Genomic DNA, 16,690 nt, shown 5'->3' with positions numbered 1-16,690 from the left:
AAAATACTTACAATAGCCGCGTAATCGTAAACGCTTTACTTAACCAGGTAATGAGCATAGAAAGACTGGAAGAATACATTGCATCTGCCGATTTAGATAGTATCAACACCCTGCTTGGCCGCGACCGGGTGCTGGCTTTAAAGAAAACAAGCCTTAACGTATCGCCGCTTATGCTTTCGTGCTATTATAAAAAGCCCGAGGTTACCAATTTACTGTTAAGTTATGTAAGCGATATCAGTTTATTTGAAGCTGCAGCTGCCGGTAAGTTTGATACGGTTGCCCACCTGGTGGCTACTAACCCAAACACACTTGATGATTATGCCGATGATGGCTTTACGGCTCTTGGACTGGCCTGTTATTTTGGGCAGTTTGCTGTGGCCCGGTACCTGGTGCTGAAAGGTGCAAGTGTTAACCTGCAATCAAACAATGGTTTCAATGTGTTCCCCATTCATTCGGCAACAGCCGGTAATTACACTGATATAGCCCGGATGCTGATTGAAAACGGCGCTAAAGTGAATGTGGTACAGCAGGCAGGTGCCACACCGCTGCATTCGGCTGCGCAAAATGGTAACCTGGAGCTGATCATCCTGCTGCTGGAAAGCGGTGCAGAGGTTTTTACCCGGATGGAAGGCGGCAAACTCCCTGCCGATCTGGCCCGCGAAAAAGGCTTTGAAGAGATAGCTGAAATCCTGAGTTAATGTTTAAACGCCTAATTTTAAATTAGTTAAATAATAGGTATTTATCACCTATTGGCATTTTTTGGACTTGTTGTGTCGGGTGCTTTTATATATTTGTAATAACCTGAATTATAACAAATGAAAGAAATAGCGCTGCTTATTCACGAAGACATTAATCTTTCAACCATATCGGGTGTGTTGGATATGGTGAGGCATACTAACCGTTTTTTGGTAGAGAGCGGTAAAACCGAAGCCTTTAGCGTAATGCTTGTAGGCGAAAAAATAAATAATAACCTGCTTTATTTCCCTGCCCAGTTCACCGGTTTTAAAACCATTGATGAGATCAAAGATATCGACCTCGTAATTGCCCCGGCTTTTTACGGCCCGCCCGACCTGGTAATGCGTAAAAACAAAAATCTGATAGACTTTATAAGGAACATGTATGATAAAGGTGCCGAAGTAGCCAGTCTGTGTTTTGGCAGCTATTTTTTGGCCGAAGCAGGGGTGCTTGACGGTAAGCCCTGTACCACGCACTGGGTTGCTGTTGATGATATGAAGCGCCGCTACCCGAAGGTTGATATTTTACCCGATATGGTAACCACCGATAAAGACGGCACCTATACCAGCGGCGGGGCTTTTTCAAGCATGAACCTGATCCTGTACCTGATTGAAAAATATTGCGGCAGGGATACGGGAATTTGGGCCAGCAAAATGTTTTCGCTGGATATTGACCGTACCAGCCAGGCACATTTTAAAGTATTTGAAGGACAGCACCAGCATGAAGACCAGGAAATTATGCGCTCGCAATTGTTTATCGAAAACAATTACCACCTGGCTATTTCGGTAGAGGAGATTGCGGGGCAAACCAATATGAGCAAGCGGAATTTTATTCGCCGGTTTAAAAGCGCTACGCAAAATACCCCGATGGAATACCTGCAAAAGGTAAAGATAGAATCGGTAAAAAAGGGACTGGAGAAAACCAATTCCAATATCAGCGAGCTGATGTATAAGGTTGGTTATAATGACCTGAAGACCTTCAGAAAGATCTTTAAACGGATAACCGGGTTAACCCCGCAGGATTATAGGAGCAAATATTGCAGGAGGGCTGTGCTGGAGAATTAAACTCTACACCACGTCATTGCGAGGTACGAAGCAATCGCGAACTATAAAGGGTGACTTGCATAGCCTCTCTGCTTCTTGGGGATTGCTTCGTACCTCGCAATGACGGGTTAGGAAAAGTATCAGTTTTAAACCACCTCTTCCTTTTCACCCTGTTTCACATTCTTCTTTTCCTGTTGAACCCGCTCTTCTCCAAGCGATTCAAAATAGGCCTTTTTAACTACTGTTGTCATTTTATGATCACCGGTATGGCTCCAGCCGGGCGGCATTACCATATATAGGAACTTGTTTTTAATGCCTGGCGCTTTGTATACATCTTTGGCCAGCGCTATGATCTCGCCAAAATAAGCATCTAAAAAGCTGTTTTTAACCATAGGCCTGCTGATGCCATATTCAATGGGGATCTTACGGTCTTCATTTTGGTAAGTACCGAAAACTTTATCCCATATTGGCAGGAGGTTGCAAAAATTGGTATCCATATATAATGGGTTACGCGCGTGATGCACCCGGTGATGTGAGGGTGTAAGTACAATTTTGTTCAGGAAGCCAAGGCGCCCGTCTTCTACAAGGTTTTCACCAATATGGATCATCGATCCCCAAAAGCCATCAATAAACATGATCACAAACAGCATTGGCGGGTTAACACCTAATAAAATACAAATGCTGGTACGGATCAGGTCGGCATAGGGCCCTTCGAGGAAGAAATGGGCAAAAGTAACCGAAAGGTTCATGCTTTCGGGCGCATGGTGGGTTGAGTGCAGGCACCACAGGATCCTCACCTTGTGTGCAAGGTAATGATACCAAAAGTGCGCAAACTCCCATACAATATAGCCGTAAATAAACCAGTACCAGGTAAAGCTTGTTTTAAAAATGGCAAAGCGCGAAAAGAAGCCGATGCAAAATGCCACCATAGCTATGGAAAGCACACTGCCTATGTAAGCATTTAGCACATATGTCCAAAAGGAGATCTTATAATGGATCACCTTAAATCTTTTATAAAAGGCACCCCTGATAATCTCAAACACGAGCAGTACAGGGAGCATAGGGCCTAATAAAGCTGTGATACCATCGTAAGTAAGCAGTTTGCCATAGTCGCCCGATTTAATGATGTCATATAGTCCGCCGAGGCCGAAAAATCCTGTAATATGATCGTATATCGTTTTTAAAAAATCCATATAGAAAAATTGGGTTAACCGTTAAAAGGTTTGTTCAAATTTATGAATTTTTTTGTTTGTATGTATGTAGGTACATGACGTTTTTTTAAAAGTTTAACATAATGCACAATCGACTTAGCCGGTTTGCGCTTTTCAGGAGTTCTGCTTTAAAAAAATAAAATAAAAAATATAGTACTATGTATTGTATAGTACCTTGTTTAATGTTAACTTTGTTTTAATTGAAAGAAAAACAATTTATACATTATTAAAAATGGATACTAAACCACTCCTGTATACCGGCATCATCATTCCCATTATATTCTGGCTTTCAACTATTGTTTGTGGCTTTGTGCACGGCAATTACAATCACTTCAGCAACACTATAAGTGAGCTGGGCGCTATCGGCACAAAATCCGAAACCTTGATGGAAACATTTACTCTGCTCAATACGGTGCTCAGTGTGTTTTTTATGGCAGGCCTGTTTATTGCATGCAGCCAGCTGCAGCTCAATATCCTGCCTGTGTTTGGGGTGATAGGCTTTCCCATCATGTTTGGCTGGGCGGCTATATTTCATTCGGGCAATCCTTTGCATCCGGCATCAGGGCCGGTGTTTCTGCTGCTTTATGTAGGTGCACTGCTGTCCGTTATTTTATGGCGGGGGGATGATTTTAAGCAGATCAGAAAACTATCATTGTTAAGCCTGGGTATTATGCTGCTCATCTTCCTGCGTTTCATTCCTTCGGCCACTATTCAAAACAATTATACCGGGCTTATTCAAAGGTTTGCTCATTTGGGCTGGTCGGTTTGGTTTGTGTCGCTGGGCAGCTGTTTTATAAAACTCCTTGATAATAAAGAACAACATCAATTAAAATAAATCATCATTAAAATAACAACATGAAAAAATTAGGTTACGTATTGGTTGTCATTGGTTTGATAGCCCTGTTAGATGCCTGCCACATAGGCGGAAGGCATACCGTTATTGTTGAGAACGGCAATGGCAAAGAAAGAAGGATTGAATACTGGGGCCATGTGTATTTTACTGCCGATAGCTCAGGCATCAGCAGGATCTCGCCCAATGGTAAAGTGAAATACAAAAACAACGACTTTGAAATGAATGCCGAAAGCGATTACAATGGCCGCATTACCTACCAGTTTAACGACGGCGAAAAGAAAAAGGAATTGGATAGTGATGAGAAGATCTCATTAGCGCGGGCGGTACGGGATATGATGAAGGTGGGGCATAGTGCTAATTAAATGTAAAAGGTATGTCGTGCTCTAACATTGACATGCTTTAATTAGTATAAAGATATGAGCATGACGTGTTAAAAAAACTTTTGTCATGCTGAGTAGGTATGACCCAGGGACTTTGAAGGAGAAAAATGATATTTGCCCCCTTTGTCATGCTGAGGAACGAAGCATCTTCTTCGCCCTGTATAGCGAATATGCATATTGAAGAAGATCCTTCATTTCACTCAGGATGACAAAAAGCCTCCTTTTACAACACATGGTGAAAGGAGACGGAGTGGCAACGTCTATGCCGGGGTGAGTAACGGCTGTTTATTTCATCCGCACATACACTTCGTTATACCCATCGGCAATATAAATGTCGTTGAGGTATAAGGAATCGTGCCGTATGAGGTATGATACAGGGCGGGTATCCAGGGCGGGCCCGGATATCGATAATATATCTACTGTTTGGGTCGGACTGTATTTATAATCTTTGATAGTACGGAAATTGCCGCTGATTAACAGTGTATCGTTTTGGAACCTTTTGAAACTGCTATCGGCATTAAATTCATTGCGAAAGGTACGGCCGCTGCTTTGGGGGGTAACGGTAAAGCCGCCAATGCCTCCAACTGATTTTACCCAGCGCCATTTGCCAATTATACTGTTGCTGCCCGGGCCAGGCAGGTTGCCTTTATTGCAGGCGGTGATACTACATAATAAAATTGCTGAAGCTACTAACAGGAAATTTTTCATAATTGTTGGGTTATAAAATACCTTACGGTGCAGCACGTGGCTTTGCTACAATAAATTACAAATAATTTAAAGGGAATGCCTGTTGTATATTCAGTAAAATTCTTTGTATCATTAAAGCATGATAATTGTAATACAGTGTAAAGACAAAGTGGGCCTTGTGGCGGCCATATCTGCAACATTAGCCAAACACCTGCTTAACATAGTTTCCATGCGTGAGCATGTTGATCATAACGAAAACGTTTTTTTTACACGCCTGGAGGTTGAAGACGGGGATGATGCAGGTATTGAAGATTCCTTACGTAAAATATTGCCCGATGGCTCCTATATTTCAGTAAACCCTGAGCCTGTAAAGAAAGTAGTTGTGCTGGTTACCAAAGAGTATCATTGCCTGAGCGATATCCTGGTGCGGAACCATTTTAATACCCTTGGGGCAAGTGTGCAATGCGTTATTGGCAACCATGCCAAACTGCAAAATATATGCGAGCGCTTTGATATCCCCTTTTATCATATCAGCCACGAACAGGCAAGTAAGGCCGAATTTGAACAGCAGGTTATTGATACCATTAAGCAGTACACTCCCGATTATGTAGTACTGGCTAAATTTATGCGGATCCTGTCGCCACAGTTTGTAGCCGAATTTCCGATGAAGATCATTAATATCCATCACTCGTTTTTACCGGCGTTCATAGGTGCCAACCCTTATAAGCAGGCATTTGAACGGGGAGTAAAATTGATAGGGGCTACAGCGCATTACGTATCAAATGAACTGGACGAAGGCCCGATCATTGCCCAGCAGATTGTCCCGGTAAACCACTCCTACAACTGGACAGACATGGTAAAAGCCGGTCAGGAAGTTGAAACCGCCGTACTGGCCAAAGCCCTGAAACTGGTTTTTGAAGACAGGGTGTTTGTGTATAAGAACAAAACGGTGGTGTTTGGGTAGGAAAGTGCGACTCCTTCCCCTGGGCTACTGTGTGTACACATTTCTTTAAGTAAAAGAAAATGTCATTTCGATAGAGCAGGGCAGGCTGAGCGGCGGGAGCGAAAGAGAAATCTTATACGCCCTGTAAAGCTTTTTGCAAGTTTTAGAGCAGGAGGTATAAGATTTCTCCTCACCTCCAACCCACAATTCTCCAACAGGTTCGTCGAAATGACAATTTGTTTTATTGATTGTTAAGATCCCAAAAGATGTCTACACACAGTAGCCCAGGGGAGGGAATAGAAATCCTTCTCTGAATGAAGTCCTGCTGAATAAGAAAACTATCCTTCCAAGGGCAAAGCATAATAAAAGGTAGTGCCTTTCTTTTCTGTACTCTCGGCCCAAAGCCGGCCGTTTATTTTAGTGATGAACTCCCTGCAAATGGTTAAGGCTATACCGGCCCCTTTATCAAGCGATTCGGTTTTTTGATTATTGTTGAAGGAGAACAATTGCTTCAGCATATTTTCACTGATACCTTTTCCTTCATCTTTTACTGATATGACAAGCTCATTGGCCCTAACCTGTGCGCTTACTGTAATAGCACCCTCCGCAGGCGAAAACTTGATAGCATTGTGGATAAGGTTGCGGTTAATGAACTGGATGATCTCCTTATCCGAAAAATAATTGAGGTTATCGGGCACTTCATTCCTGAAAACGATTTTCTTTGCATCGATGCTGAGCTTGAACATGGATGCTGCATCATCAATCAGTTCATTTACCGATAGTGTTTGCGCATTAAACACATAGCCCGAAAGTTGTTTTTTTATCCACTGTAAAATATTATCAAAGGTGAGCAGGATATTCTGAATGTCGGTTTCTATCAGGTCATACAGGTCAAGGAGTTGTTTTTTCTCAAAGTCGCCCTCATCTTCACGCAGCAGGCGGATCATGGAGATAGTTGAGGCCAGCGGCGCCCGAAAATCATGGGCCAGCATAGAGATCAGCCTTCCTTTAAACTCGTCGGTAAGTTTTAGTTCCTCATTTTGCCCGGCTATTTTTTCATTAAGTATGGATAACATCCGCGAATGCCTGCGTACTTTGCCATACATGCGCCATAGTAAAGCTATAAAAACAAAGCCCAGTACGCTAAGCGTAACCAGCAGCCAAATTTTAACCTTGTTATCTTTATTGAGCAACTCAAGACTTTTGACTTGTTGCTGGGCATTGTTGTAAGCAATATAATCGCCCAAAAAAGCATTGCTGTTGACATTGCTTTGCTCAAGCGAGCTTACCAGCAGTTTATTAATACGGGCCTGTTCTGTTAAGTTGTGTTTAAGCTCGTAGCAGTGGAGCATTAGTTTTAATACTTCGGTTTGCCAGTATACAAAGCCGTTGGCCAGCGCTGTTTTGTAGATAATGTTATATTGTGCTAAAGCGCTGTCAACCTGTTTTTTGGCGAGGTAATAATCTGCGTAAGCGTTATAGGCTTCCAGTTCATGGTATTCCCAGTTTTTGCTCCGGGCAATTTGCAGGGAATGTTTTATAAAAGGCAAAGCCTGCTCATGTTTGCTTTGCTGCATGAGCCTGTCGGCGTAAAGCTGATCGATAACAAGGAGCGTGCGGTCATCTTTAAAATGATTGGCTACTTTTGTGGCTTTTTTAAGGTAGAACTCTCCGGAATCGGGAGTGAGTATGGGGTTCATATCCGCATAGTTAGCATACAGCATGCTGGCCATACTATCAGCAGGGGCTTTCAGTATTTCATTAAGTGCCTTTTTAGTGAACTGTAATGATTTAATACTATCGCCAGTAAAGCTATACGTAATAGCCGAATTCATGAGCATGGAGGCCACCTCGCCATGGTTGCCATTCTTTTTATAAATTGCCAGGGCCTGGCTGTAATAGGTTAACCCCTGGCTGTACAAACCTTTAAGGGATAAAGCTGCACCAATATTAGCCAGGGCATCGGCCTTGCCGGGTTCATAATGAAGGCGGGTTGCCATGGCATTGCCTTTTATGCCATAGTAAAAGCAGCTGTCGGCGCTTTTCATGTGCAGCATAAAACCCAGCTTGTTAAACAGATTAAGATAGGTGATACTATCTTTTGTTTGGGCCATTTGCTGCCGCAGCTTGCTGATATCGGCCGTTTGTGCAAATACATCGATACATAAAAACAGCACCAAAGCAAGGCACACCAATGGTTTAAGTGTTTTTGCAAATGGCTGTTTATACATATGGCAAACAATGTTTAAAATGCAGGTTAATCCGCACCCCAATTAAGAATATTTTTAATTAATTATTAACTTTTTCTGGAAATAATCTTAAGATTAAAAAATTATAACTCAATATTCACTTATGAAAAAACTGGTTTCTTTAATGTTTATGGCTATGCTTTCTGTTTCAATTAGTTATGGACAGCATCAGCTTACTATAGCTACATATAATTTGCGCAATGATAATGCCACAAACGATTATTCGCTGCGTGGCAACGGCTGGAAACAGCGCCTGCCGGTTATAACACAGCTTATCCGGTTTCATGACTGGGATATTTTTGGTACCCAGGAGGGATTGGTACACCAGCTTAACGGTTTAAAACAGGCCATGCCCCAGTACACCTATACCGGTATTGGCCGGGATGATGGCAAAACTGCCGGTGAGTTTTCGGCCATATTTTATAAAAAGGACAAGTTTAAACTGCTGAAGCATGGCGATTTTTGGATGGCGCCAATTACCGACCGGCCAAACAAAGGCTGGGATGCTGCCCTGCCGAGGATTTGCTCATGGGGGTATTTCCAGGAGATAGAAACAGGTTACAAGTTTTACTACTTTAACCTGCATATGGATCATATAGGTGTTGTTGCCCGCCGCGAAAGCGCTAAGCTGGTATTGAAAAAGGTGAAAGAATTTGGCGGCAATTCGCCCACTATATTATCGGGCGATTTTAATGTCGATCAAACATCTGATAGTTACGCGGTGATCAATAACTCGGGTACGCTGAAGGACAGCTATGTGTTATCACCCATAAAATATGCTGCCAACGGTACTTTTAACGATTTTGATGCTAATAATAAAACCACCGGCCGTATCGATCATATTTTTGTAACGAAGGATTTTACGGTGAAGCGGTACGGGATTTTAACAGATACCTACAGGGCGAAGGCTAAAGGTTCGGACAAATACGAAGCTAAGGAACCAAGCGACCATTTCCCGGTAATGATAATGGTGGATCATAAATGACCCACCATACCAGAGATTTAGTTGATTGATTAACTAAAGATTTTTATAATGATTACTTCACAATAAGTGTAGCAATTGAATGCGGCAGGGCAGTAGTGCCGGCCGCTTTTCCTTTTATCCAAAGGCTGTAATCTATTTTTTCGTCGGTTTTGTTCATGACCACCACGGCAATTGAGCCATCGGGGTTTTGGTAAGCAGTTGTTAATAGCTTATCCCTGCTGGCTACTGCGCTGATGCGTTTTGCACCCGGATGGATGTATTTTGAGAAATGACCGATGTAATAGTATGAGCTGGTGTAGATGAGGCTGCCATTGCGCAGGTCGGCATGTACCGGTGCAAAGCAAAAGTTGCCTACGTGGTTTGGCCCGCCTTTTTCATCAAGCAATACGTTCCAGTCTGTCCATGCTACGGTACCGGCATTAAAATCATTGATCATTGATAAGCCGTACCTTTCGCCAAGCGACCAGTCATTGATCTTATTAAAATCAAATTTTTCGATACAACCTTCGGTAAATACCAGATTTTTGCCCGGGAATGATTCATGTGTGCGACGGGTAGCCTCAAAGTTTTGACCGGCACCTGTCCATGTTTCATACCAGTGGAAACCGATGCCCCAGATGTATTTGGCAGCTGCAGGGTCTTCCAAAATGGTGCTGGCGCGTTGGTAAAGTAAATCGCGGTTGTGGTCCCAAACTATCAGTTTTTTACTTGCAAGGCCTTGTTTTTGCAGGGTTGGGCCCAAAAAGTTCTTTACAAAATCACGCTCTTCTTCGGCAGTGTACATACATGATTCCCATGATTGTTTTGCCATTGGCTCGTTCTGTACAGAAAGGCCCCATACAGGGATGCCTTCTTTTTCATAAGCGCGAACAAATTTTACGTAGAAGTTGGCCCAGCTTTGGTCAAACTCTTTTTTAAGCTTGCCGCCGTGCAGTACATCATTATTATCTTTCATGAAGGCGGGAGGGCTCCATGGTGATGCAAACAGGGTTAATTTACCGCCTGCAGCTGCTGTTGCCGCTTTAATAAAAGGAATGCGGTAAGTTTTATCATGGCTTATGTCAAAGCTTTTCAATTCCTTATCTCCATCTTTTACATAGCTGTAGCTCGCGCTCGAAAAATCGCAGCTTTGGATATTAGTACGACCGAATGAGTAACCGATACCTTTGATTTTATCATAATAAGCAGTCAGAAACTCTTTCTGCTTATCTTTTGGCAGCTTGGCAAATGTTTCGGCCGAGGCGTCGGTTAAAGCACCCCCGATACCGAGCATGGTTTGGAATGTTTTGGCCGGATCAATAAATACTGCCACTTCTGTTTCGGCAGGTTGCGGTTTGTCGGCAAACTTCAGGGTTTCGGTTTCTTTGAACCTGTACCCGGCATTTTGCTCAGATACGATCACTTTTACAGATTTACCTGCTGCCGAATACGGCGCTTTTACCTGGGCGCTGACAAAGCCAGCCTTTAATAATCCGCCGGCTATGAAACAGGCAATTAAATACTTTTTTTGCATGGTTTAATTAAATAGGCTTACCGGTTTGGTTACCAGCCTGGACTATGGCTAACCGGAGTTTTCAAATTTATTAAACTTAATTAAAAAAAAGCAAAATGCCTAATATAAATTATCGCAACTATGACTGCTGTTAAGCAAAATGATACGCGTTAATACCAATGGTTTTTTGTTTTTAATTTATTGATAGTGAGGCGTTTGAATTGAATTTGATTGTTGGGTGACAATTGAATTTGATGCGCTAAAATGCATTGAAAATTGTAGTGTATTTTTTACACCTGTTATTGCTTTTGAGCTTTAATTTCTTCCTCAATGCGCAGGCTCTCTTTATGGATGGCATTCATGAGTTCGGTAATGAATGTGGCAGAGAGGCCCTCCTGTTTTCCGGCCTCAATTGTTTTCTCTAAAACCTGTTTAAAGCGGTCGGCCTGGAGGGCAGGGATATTGTTTTTTGCCTTATAGATGCCTATTTCTTTTACCACCCGTTCCCGTTCGCCCAGTAAGGCTATTAGTTTTTTATCAATCGAATCAATTTTGATCCGGCTGTTTTGCAATGGGTTACTGGCAGAAGTTTGTGTCATAGGTGTCGATTGCGCGTTAACTAAACTATAATGGAACAAACACACTAAAAATAACATAAAAACGCGGTTTAACAATTTCATAAGTTGATTTTTTGAGGTGGATTTAGGGAAATAACCCGGTTGATAATGGATTGTTTTGGATTGAAGCAAAGTTTACTCACCCCACAGGATACACCTTATTCCCTCCCAAATTCCTTTCTATCATTTTCCATTTTACGGGTGTGTAGCTTAGGTTTGCCTGTTGTGGAGAGGGCTTTTTCACTTTAGTTATTTTCCCTTCGGTAATTAATTTTTGATAAACGGTTTCCCAATCGGGTATTTCGGGCTCTTCCTGGCACCAGTGAACGTACGCGGCTTCATCGCACCAAAGGGGTAGCTTTTGCATAGCTTTCCGATGCGCATCACAATTACGGAATTTCTTCATTGCTTCTATGTCTTTCCATAAGGTGACTGTCCAAAAGGTAAGCCGTTTATCAATCAACTCCTTCCCCTGTAAAAAACCTTCGGTGCTAAGCAACGCTTTTACCGAGGCCTCGTTTTTACTGAAAAATGAAAGCAGGTTCAGCAAAGAATGAACCCTTAAGCGTGTAACCGAAATAAAAATCATAAGCCAATTGAAAGTTTTTTATCACATAAAGTTAGTTTGTTTTTTTTATCTCAGGGTAAAACAGATCATCATCTCCAGTACAATCGTTTTCAACTATGCTGATCACGCCCTGCTTTATCCACCATTACAAAAATGTGCTAACTTCGCGGCATGTATCAGCTCATAAAACCCATCCTGTTTAAGTTCGATCCCGAAAATGTGCATTATTTTGTAACCCGCAATCTGAAGCGGATTAATCGTTTTCCGGGCGGTGCATCATTAAGTAAGGCGATGTGGGATGTAAAAGATCCAAAGCTTGAACGTGAAGTTTTCGGTCTTAAATTCAGGAACCCGGTTGGGCTTGCCGCCGGCTTTGATAAAAATGCCGAAATGATGGGCGAAATGGCCAATCTGGGTTTTGGTTTTGTTGAAATTGGTACGGTTACACCACTGCCGCAACCGGGTAATGAAAAGCCGCGTATGTTTCGCCTGCCGGCAGATAGCGCACTAATTAACCGCATGGGCTTTAATAATTTTGGTGTGGATATAGCTGCCGAGCGGATCGCCGCTTTCAGGCGCGATCCTAAAAATGTCAATAAGCAATTGATTATTGGTGGTAACATCGGGAAAAACAAAGTCACCCCTAACGAAGATGCTGTAAACGATTATATCAAATGCTTTGACCGCCTGTTTGATGTGGTTGATTATTTTGTGGTGAATGTAAGCTCACCCAATACCCCGGGCTTGCGTGCCCTGCAGGAAAAAGGTCCGCTCATGGAAATCCTGAACACGCTGCAACAACGCAATAATAAAAATGGCATCAGCAGGCCTATCCTGCTTAAAATAGCCCCCGATTTAACCGATTCGCAGCTGGACGATATTGTTGATATAGTACAGCAAACAGGTATAGCCGGGGTAATTGCTACCAATACCACTATCAGCAGGGAAAATTTGTCATCGCCATCAAAACTAAAGGATGAAATGGGCGGATTGAGCGGTAAACCGCTTACCCGACGCTCAACCGAAGTGATAGCCTATCTGCATAAAAAATCAAACGCTTCATTTCCGATCATTGGCGTAGGAGGGATCCACTCTGCCGAAGACGCCATTGAGAAACTGAACGCCGGCGCTTCATTGGTACAGCTTTATACTGGTTTTATTTATGAAGGGCCGGGGCTGATAGGGAGAATCAATAAGGAGATTCTGAACCGTGATTTTTAGGATTTAAGGATTGTTGGGATTTTTCTTTTCGTTCCTCCGTTTCCGTGTCCCCACGGAAACGCCAATGTTTTTTTATTTCGTACGTTCATATATTTCAAATACCATCCACGTGTGCCCGTGAGGACACGGGCACGGGGGAGAACTATCCTGTCAATCCTCAAATCCTAAGAATCAGGGTTCAAAATGTAGCCACAAAAAAAAGTCCCGCCGGAAACCGGCAGGACTTTAAGTTTTTTCTTCCGAAGAAGGAGGAAATTATTTGCCTAATGCGATATCTAAAGCTGCATTGTTTTTAGCTATCTGGCTGTGTTTTGCTTCAGCAGAACGGCTTCCATATTCAAGGTTAGTAGCCAGTTTCAAGAACTGAACTTCTAAGCGTGAAAAAGTTTTATTTCTCCTGTCTTTTCTTTTTAAACGAGTAACGCCCATTGTCTTTTATTTTAAATTTTTTTAACCCTGAGGTCGGAAGCGGATTCGAACCGCTGTAAAAGGTTTTGCAGACCTCTGCCTAGCCACTCGGCCATCCGACCCTTTTTAAAGGATTGCAAAGATAGTAATTATTTTTAGTGAGCAAATTTATTTGAACGAATTTCTTTTTATTTCTGAACACAATATGGCTGTAGCTATGGCTACATTCAGTGATTCGGCGTGGCCTATGCGAGGGATAGTTACTTTTTTATTTATTAAGGCCTGTATTTCAGGTCGTAAGCCATTACCCTCGTTGCCCATGGCCAATAGTCCCTCATTGCCGAAATTGGTGCTGTATATATTATCGCCGTCGAGCATTGCACCAAATAAAGGCATTTTTATTTCAGGAAGAATGGTTGTTAAATCGCCATAATGTACGTTTACCCGTGCCAGTGAGCCCATGGTAGCCTGTACCACTTTTGGGTTGTAAACATCAACGGTATCGTCCGAGCAAATAATGTCGGCAATGCCAAACCAGTCGGCCGTGCGGATAATGGTGCCCATATTACCTGGATCCTGCACGCCGTCAAGCACCAGCGAAAACTTGTTTTTCAGTAAGTTGTAATTTAAAAGCGGCCATTTTGGTATTTTAACCAAACCAATTACCTCCTGCGGGGTTTTCAAACTGCTGATCTTTTCCAGGTCGGTCAATGAAATTTCCTGAAAATTTATTTTTCGGGATAAATTCATCATTTTTGGAGCAATTTCGGGGGTATGGTATATGGTATCAACCTGGTATGCAGTGTTTACAAACTCAATAACTGATTTGTAGCCTTCAACCAAAAATAAGCCATGCTCTTTACGGAATTTTTTATGTTGTAAGGACTTTAATAAACTGATCTGTGATTTTGAAAGCATATACTAAACCTGCTGTTTACCGCCTTACAATATTAAGTATTTTGCTGATTATTATCGGTTCGGGCTGCAGTATTACCCGTGGCATCCGTAAAGACCAGGCGCTGGTGCGCAAAATTACCATAAAAGGCATTGATGAAGAGTTTGCCGAAACAGCTATAAATTATGTAGATAAGGAGCAGCAGCCCAATAACTGGCTCAATTTGCAGCTTTATTATACCTTTAGCAATAAAGGGAAAAAAAATATAGGTGAGGCTCCTGTGATTATAGATAGCAACCTGATTGAATACTCGCGCCTGCAAATGGAAAAATACATCCGCAGCCGTGGTTATCTCAAAGCAAGAGTTACTGACAGCGTGGTAGTAAAAAAGCAAAGGGCTGAACTGATTTTCACTGCCAATGAAGGGCCCATGTTCCGCATCCGCAAATTTACTGATAGCATTGCCGACAATAATATTAAGGGATTGTATAATGGTAACCGCAACAGGATCTCGCATATTCAACCGGGCGGCAGGTTTGATACTGATAGCTTAGCCTACGACCGCGATCAGCTTTATTTGTTGATGAAGCATAACGGCTATTACGATTTTTACCGGCAGTATATCAACTTTACTTACGATTCGACTTTTAACAGCAGTGTGGTTGATGTGAAAATGATCATCGATAACCCGGCGGGTAAAACGCAGCATCCGGTTTATACCATCAATAATACATTAATTACCATATCAAACAGCCAGGGACGTACACCGGGCAAAGCAGATACCATACAGGTTGACTCACAGTTCAGGTTTGTTGATTATTCGAAAAGGTTTCGGCCAAGGGTAGTAACCGATTATGTGTTTCAGAAAAAGGGCGAGATCTATGATATCGACAAGCAAACACGTACCACCACGCGCTTATCAGAGTTAAACGTGTTCAGAAACGTGCCCAACCCTGTTTACGAAAAACTAAAAGATAGCTCCAACAGGCTCAATACCCGGATAGATATAGTGCCCCTGAAACGTATGAGCGACCGTGTGGAGGGCGAGGTGCTTTTTAGCGGCGGCCGCTTTGGCTATAACGTGGGTAATACTTTTACCGATAGAAATTTATTTAAACAGGCCGCCATATTGCAGTTAAAAGTTAACTGGAGTATCCTTTTTGACAACGGCAATACTGTGGGTAATGACCACAGCAGCATTCAGAACCAGGAATTTAGGGTAGGCGCACAGCTTACTTATCCGCGACTTTTGCTGCCGTTTAAATTCCCTTTCCTGGGTAAATTTGCGGTTCCGCATACTACGCTTTCGTCAAACTATTCATTATTTTTCCAGAAAGACCTGGTTAAACGCGAAAGCTTTATCAATTCTATCTCATACGACTTTTTTGATACACCTTATAAAAGCCATACCATTACACCCATTAGTATCGAGTTTTCGAGAGGTGTTATTGATCCGGCGGCGAAAGATACTTTACTTAAGCAAAACAGGTATTCGTACGTTTATCTTATCGGGCGTACCGTTTTTACGGCAGGCAGCCAGTACACTTACCAGGTTAATGCAATAAAGCTTAACAGCTATGAAAATTTTACCTATTTCCGGGGTAGTTTGGACCTTGGCGGCAACTTTCTTAACCTGATCAGTAACATTGCCAATGCCCCTAAAGACACCCTGGGCCAGCATAAACTTTTTGGCTATACGTTTGCACAATACACCAAGGTTGAGCTCGATACCCGTTTTTATCGCAGTTTAGGCGGCGAAAGGCAGTTTGTATTCCGGATTAACCCCGGCATAGGAATCCCTTATGGTAACAGCAACCAGCTTATTTTTGAAAAGAATTTTTATACGGGTGGTGCTAATGATATCAGGGCCTGGTTGCCGCGTACTTTAGGGCCGGGGCAATTTAACCGTGGAACTTATTATGGTACTGATAATACAACAAGGGCCCGTTTAAAATATCTTGATCAGTTTGGCGAAATTAAATTTGTAGCCAATGCCGAATATCGTTACAAGCTTGCCGATAATTTTTTTGGTGCGAAGCTAAAAGGGGCTGTTTTTGTTGATGCCGGCAACGTATGGCGGTTACATGATGAGCCCGATAATCCAAAGGGACAGTTCAAATTCAGTAACTTTTTAAGCTCGACAGCTATGGGCATAGGTACCGGTCTGCGGTTCGATTTAAGCTTCTTCGTTTTCAGGCTGGATGCAGCCTTTAAATTTAAAGACCCTCAATTTAACGGCAGCGACCAATGGGTATTTGTTAACCACGCAGGCGAATTATTCAGTAAAGGCTCGTTCAAAAAAGCCTACGAAGCAGCCAATGGCGGCGAAAGCTACAACTTTATGCAGCTTAATTTTGGCATAGGATTGCCGTTTTAAAAGAGATAATAGAGGGTTGTTTTTTT

The 16,690-nt window shown here is 42.5% G+C and carries 16 protein-coding genes and 1 tRNA gene; 8 read left to right on the top strand and 9 right to left on the bottom strand.

The window, feature by feature from the left end:
- The first annotated feature begins 50 nt into the window (after positions 1 to 50).
- Positions 51 to 698, top strand: a complete 648-nt coding sequence (locus ACFFGT_RS25780; protein ID WP_377025392.1) for an ankyrin repeat domain-containing protein — start codon at positions 51 to 53, stop codon at positions 696 to 698.
- Between the two features lie 117 nt (positions 699 to 815).
- Complete coding sequence (locus ACFFGT_RS25775; RefSeq protein ID WP_377025391.1) at positions 816 to 1,799, top strand: GlxA family transcriptional regulator; 984 nt, start codon at positions 816 to 818, stop codon at positions 1,797 to 1,799.
- 125 nt (positions 1,800 to 1,924) lie between these two features.
- Here ACFFGT_RS25775 and ACFFGT_RS25770 read toward each other — a convergent pair whose 3' ends face one another.
- A complete protein-coding gene (locus tag ACFFGT_RS25770; RefSeq protein ID WP_377025390.1) occupies positions 1,925 to 2,971 on the bottom strand; it encodes a sterol desaturase family protein in 1,047 nt (348 codons plus the stop codon).
- A 250-nt stretch (positions 2,972 to 3,221) separates the two neighbouring features.
- Here ACFFGT_RS25770 and ACFFGT_RS25765 point away from each other — a divergent pair, with 250 nt between their 5' ends.
- A complete protein-coding gene (locus ACFFGT_RS25765; protein ID WP_377025389.1) occupies positions 3,222 to 3,824 on the top strand; it encodes a DUF998 domain-containing protein in 603 nt (200 codons plus the stop codon).
- 20 nt (positions 3,825 to 3,844) lie between these two features.
- Positions 3,845 to 4,204, top strand: a complete 360-nt coding sequence (locus tag ACFFGT_RS25760) for a hypothetical protein (protein ID WP_377025388.1) — start codon at positions 3,845 to 3,847, stop codon at positions 4,202 to 4,204.
- Positions 4,205 to 4,507: 303 nt separating this feature from the next.
- On the opposite strand, the gene ACFFGT_RS25755 is transcribed toward ACFFGT_RS25760, so the two are convergent.
- A complete protein-coding gene (locus ACFFGT_RS25755) occupies positions 4,508 to 4,930 on the bottom strand; it encodes a hypothetical protein (RefSeq protein WP_377025387.1) in 423 nt (140 codons plus the stop codon).
- 118 nt (positions 4,931 to 5,048) lie between these two features.
- Between ACFFGT_RS25755 and purU the strand changes: the two genes are divergently transcribed.
- A complete protein-coding gene (gene purU / locus ACFFGT_RS25750; protein WP_377025386.1) occupies positions 5,049 to 5,873 on the top strand; it encodes a formyltetrahydrofolate deformylase in 825 nt (274 codons plus the stop codon).
- A 317-nt stretch (positions 5,874 to 6,190) separates the two neighbouring features.
- Here the strand turns inward: purU and ACFFGT_RS25745 are convergent, their stop codons facing one another.
- Entirely contained in the window at positions 6,191 to 8,083 is a 1,893-nt protein-coding gene (locus tag ACFFGT_RS25745) for an ATP-binding protein (protein WP_377025385.1), read from the bottom strand.
- A 121-nt stretch (positions 8,084 to 8,204) separates the two neighbouring features.
- Here ACFFGT_RS25745 and ACFFGT_RS25740 point away from each other — a divergent pair, with 121 nt between their 5' ends.
- Entirely contained in the window at positions 8,205 to 9,086 is an 882-nt protein-coding gene (locus ACFFGT_RS25740; protein ID WP_377025384.1) for an endonuclease/exonuclease/phosphatase family protein, read from the top strand.
- A 52-nt stretch (positions 9,087 to 9,138) separates the two neighbouring features.
- Here the strand turns inward: ACFFGT_RS25740 and ACFFGT_RS25735 are convergent, their stop codons facing one another.
- The 3 genes from ACFFGT_RS25735 to ACFFGT_RS25725 form a co-directional block, all read right to left on the bottom strand.
- On the bottom strand, positions 9,139 to 10,599 hold the full coding sequence (locus ACFFGT_RS25735; RefSeq protein ID WP_377025383.1) for a glycoside hydrolase family 30 protein: 1,461 nt from the start codon (positions 10,597 to 10,599) through the stop codon (positions 9,139 to 9,141).
- A 278-nt stretch (positions 10,600 to 10,877) separates the two neighbouring features.
- The gene (locus tag ACFFGT_RS25730) at positions 10,878 to 11,177 is read right to left on the bottom strand and encodes a chorismate mutase (protein WP_377025382.1); all 300 of its coding nucleotides are present in this window, start codon (positions 11,175 to 11,177) and stop codon (positions 10,878 to 10,880) included.
- Between the two features lie 157 nt (positions 11,178 to 11,334).
- A complete protein-coding gene (locus ACFFGT_RS25725; RefSeq protein WP_377025381.1) occupies positions 11,335 to 11,784 on the bottom strand; it encodes a hypothetical protein in 450 nt (149 codons plus the stop codon).
- Between the two features lie 150 nt (positions 11,785 to 11,934).
- Here ACFFGT_RS25725 and ACFFGT_RS25720 point away from each other — a divergent pair, with 150 nt between their 5' ends.
- Positions 11,935 to 12,984 (top strand): quinone-dependent dihydroorotate dehydrogenase, encoded by a 1,050-nt coding sequence (locus ACFFGT_RS25720; RefSeq protein WP_377025380.1) that lies wholly within the window; start codon positions 11,935 to 11,937, stop codon positions 12,982 to 12,984.
- Between the two features lie 255 nt (positions 12,985 to 13,239).
- Here ACFFGT_RS25720 and ACFFGT_RS25715 read toward each other — a convergent pair whose 3' ends face one another.
- The 3 genes from ACFFGT_RS25715 to ACFFGT_RS25705 all read right to left on the bottom strand — a co-directional run bounded on the left by ACFFGT_RS25715 (position 13,240) and on the right by ACFFGT_RS25705 (position 14,310).
- The gene (locus tag ACFFGT_RS25715) at positions 13,240 to 13,413 is read right to left on the bottom strand and encodes a spore protein (protein ID WP_377025379.1); all 174 of its coding nucleotides are present in this window, start codon (positions 13,411 to 13,413) and stop codon (positions 13,240 to 13,242) included.
- Between the two features lie 30 nt (positions 13,414 to 13,443).
- Positions 13,444 to 13,514 (bottom strand) — tRNA-Cys (locus ACFFGT_RS25710).
- 46 nt (positions 13,515 to 13,560) lie between these two features.
- Positions 13,561 to 14,310 (bottom strand): TrmH family RNA methyltransferase, encoded by a 750-nt coding sequence (locus tag ACFFGT_RS25705; protein ID WP_377025378.1) that lies wholly within the window; start codon positions 14,308 to 14,310, stop codon positions 13,561 to 13,563.
- Between ACFFGT_RS25705 and tamL the strand changes: the two genes are divergently transcribed.
- Positions 14,301 to 16,664: a translocation and assembly module lipoprotein TamL gene (gene tamL / locus ACFFGT_RS25700; protein WP_377025377.1), complete on the top strand. Its 2,364-nt coding sequence runs from the start codon at positions 14,301 to 14,303 to the stop codon at positions 16,662 to 16,664. The two genes, ACFFGT_RS25705 and tamL, sit on opposite strands and share 10 nt — an antisense overlap.
- Positions 16,665 to 16,690 lie beyond the last annotated feature (26 nt).

The sequence above is a fragment of the Mucilaginibacter angelicae genome (assembly GCF_042434235.1).
Lineage (GTDB): Bacteria > Bacteroidota > Bacteroidia > Sphingobacteriales > Sphingobacteriaceae > Mucilaginibacter > Mucilaginibacter angelicae.
Note: the sequence above shows the minus strand (reverse complement) of the source record. Positions and strands in the feature narration are given on the sequence as shown.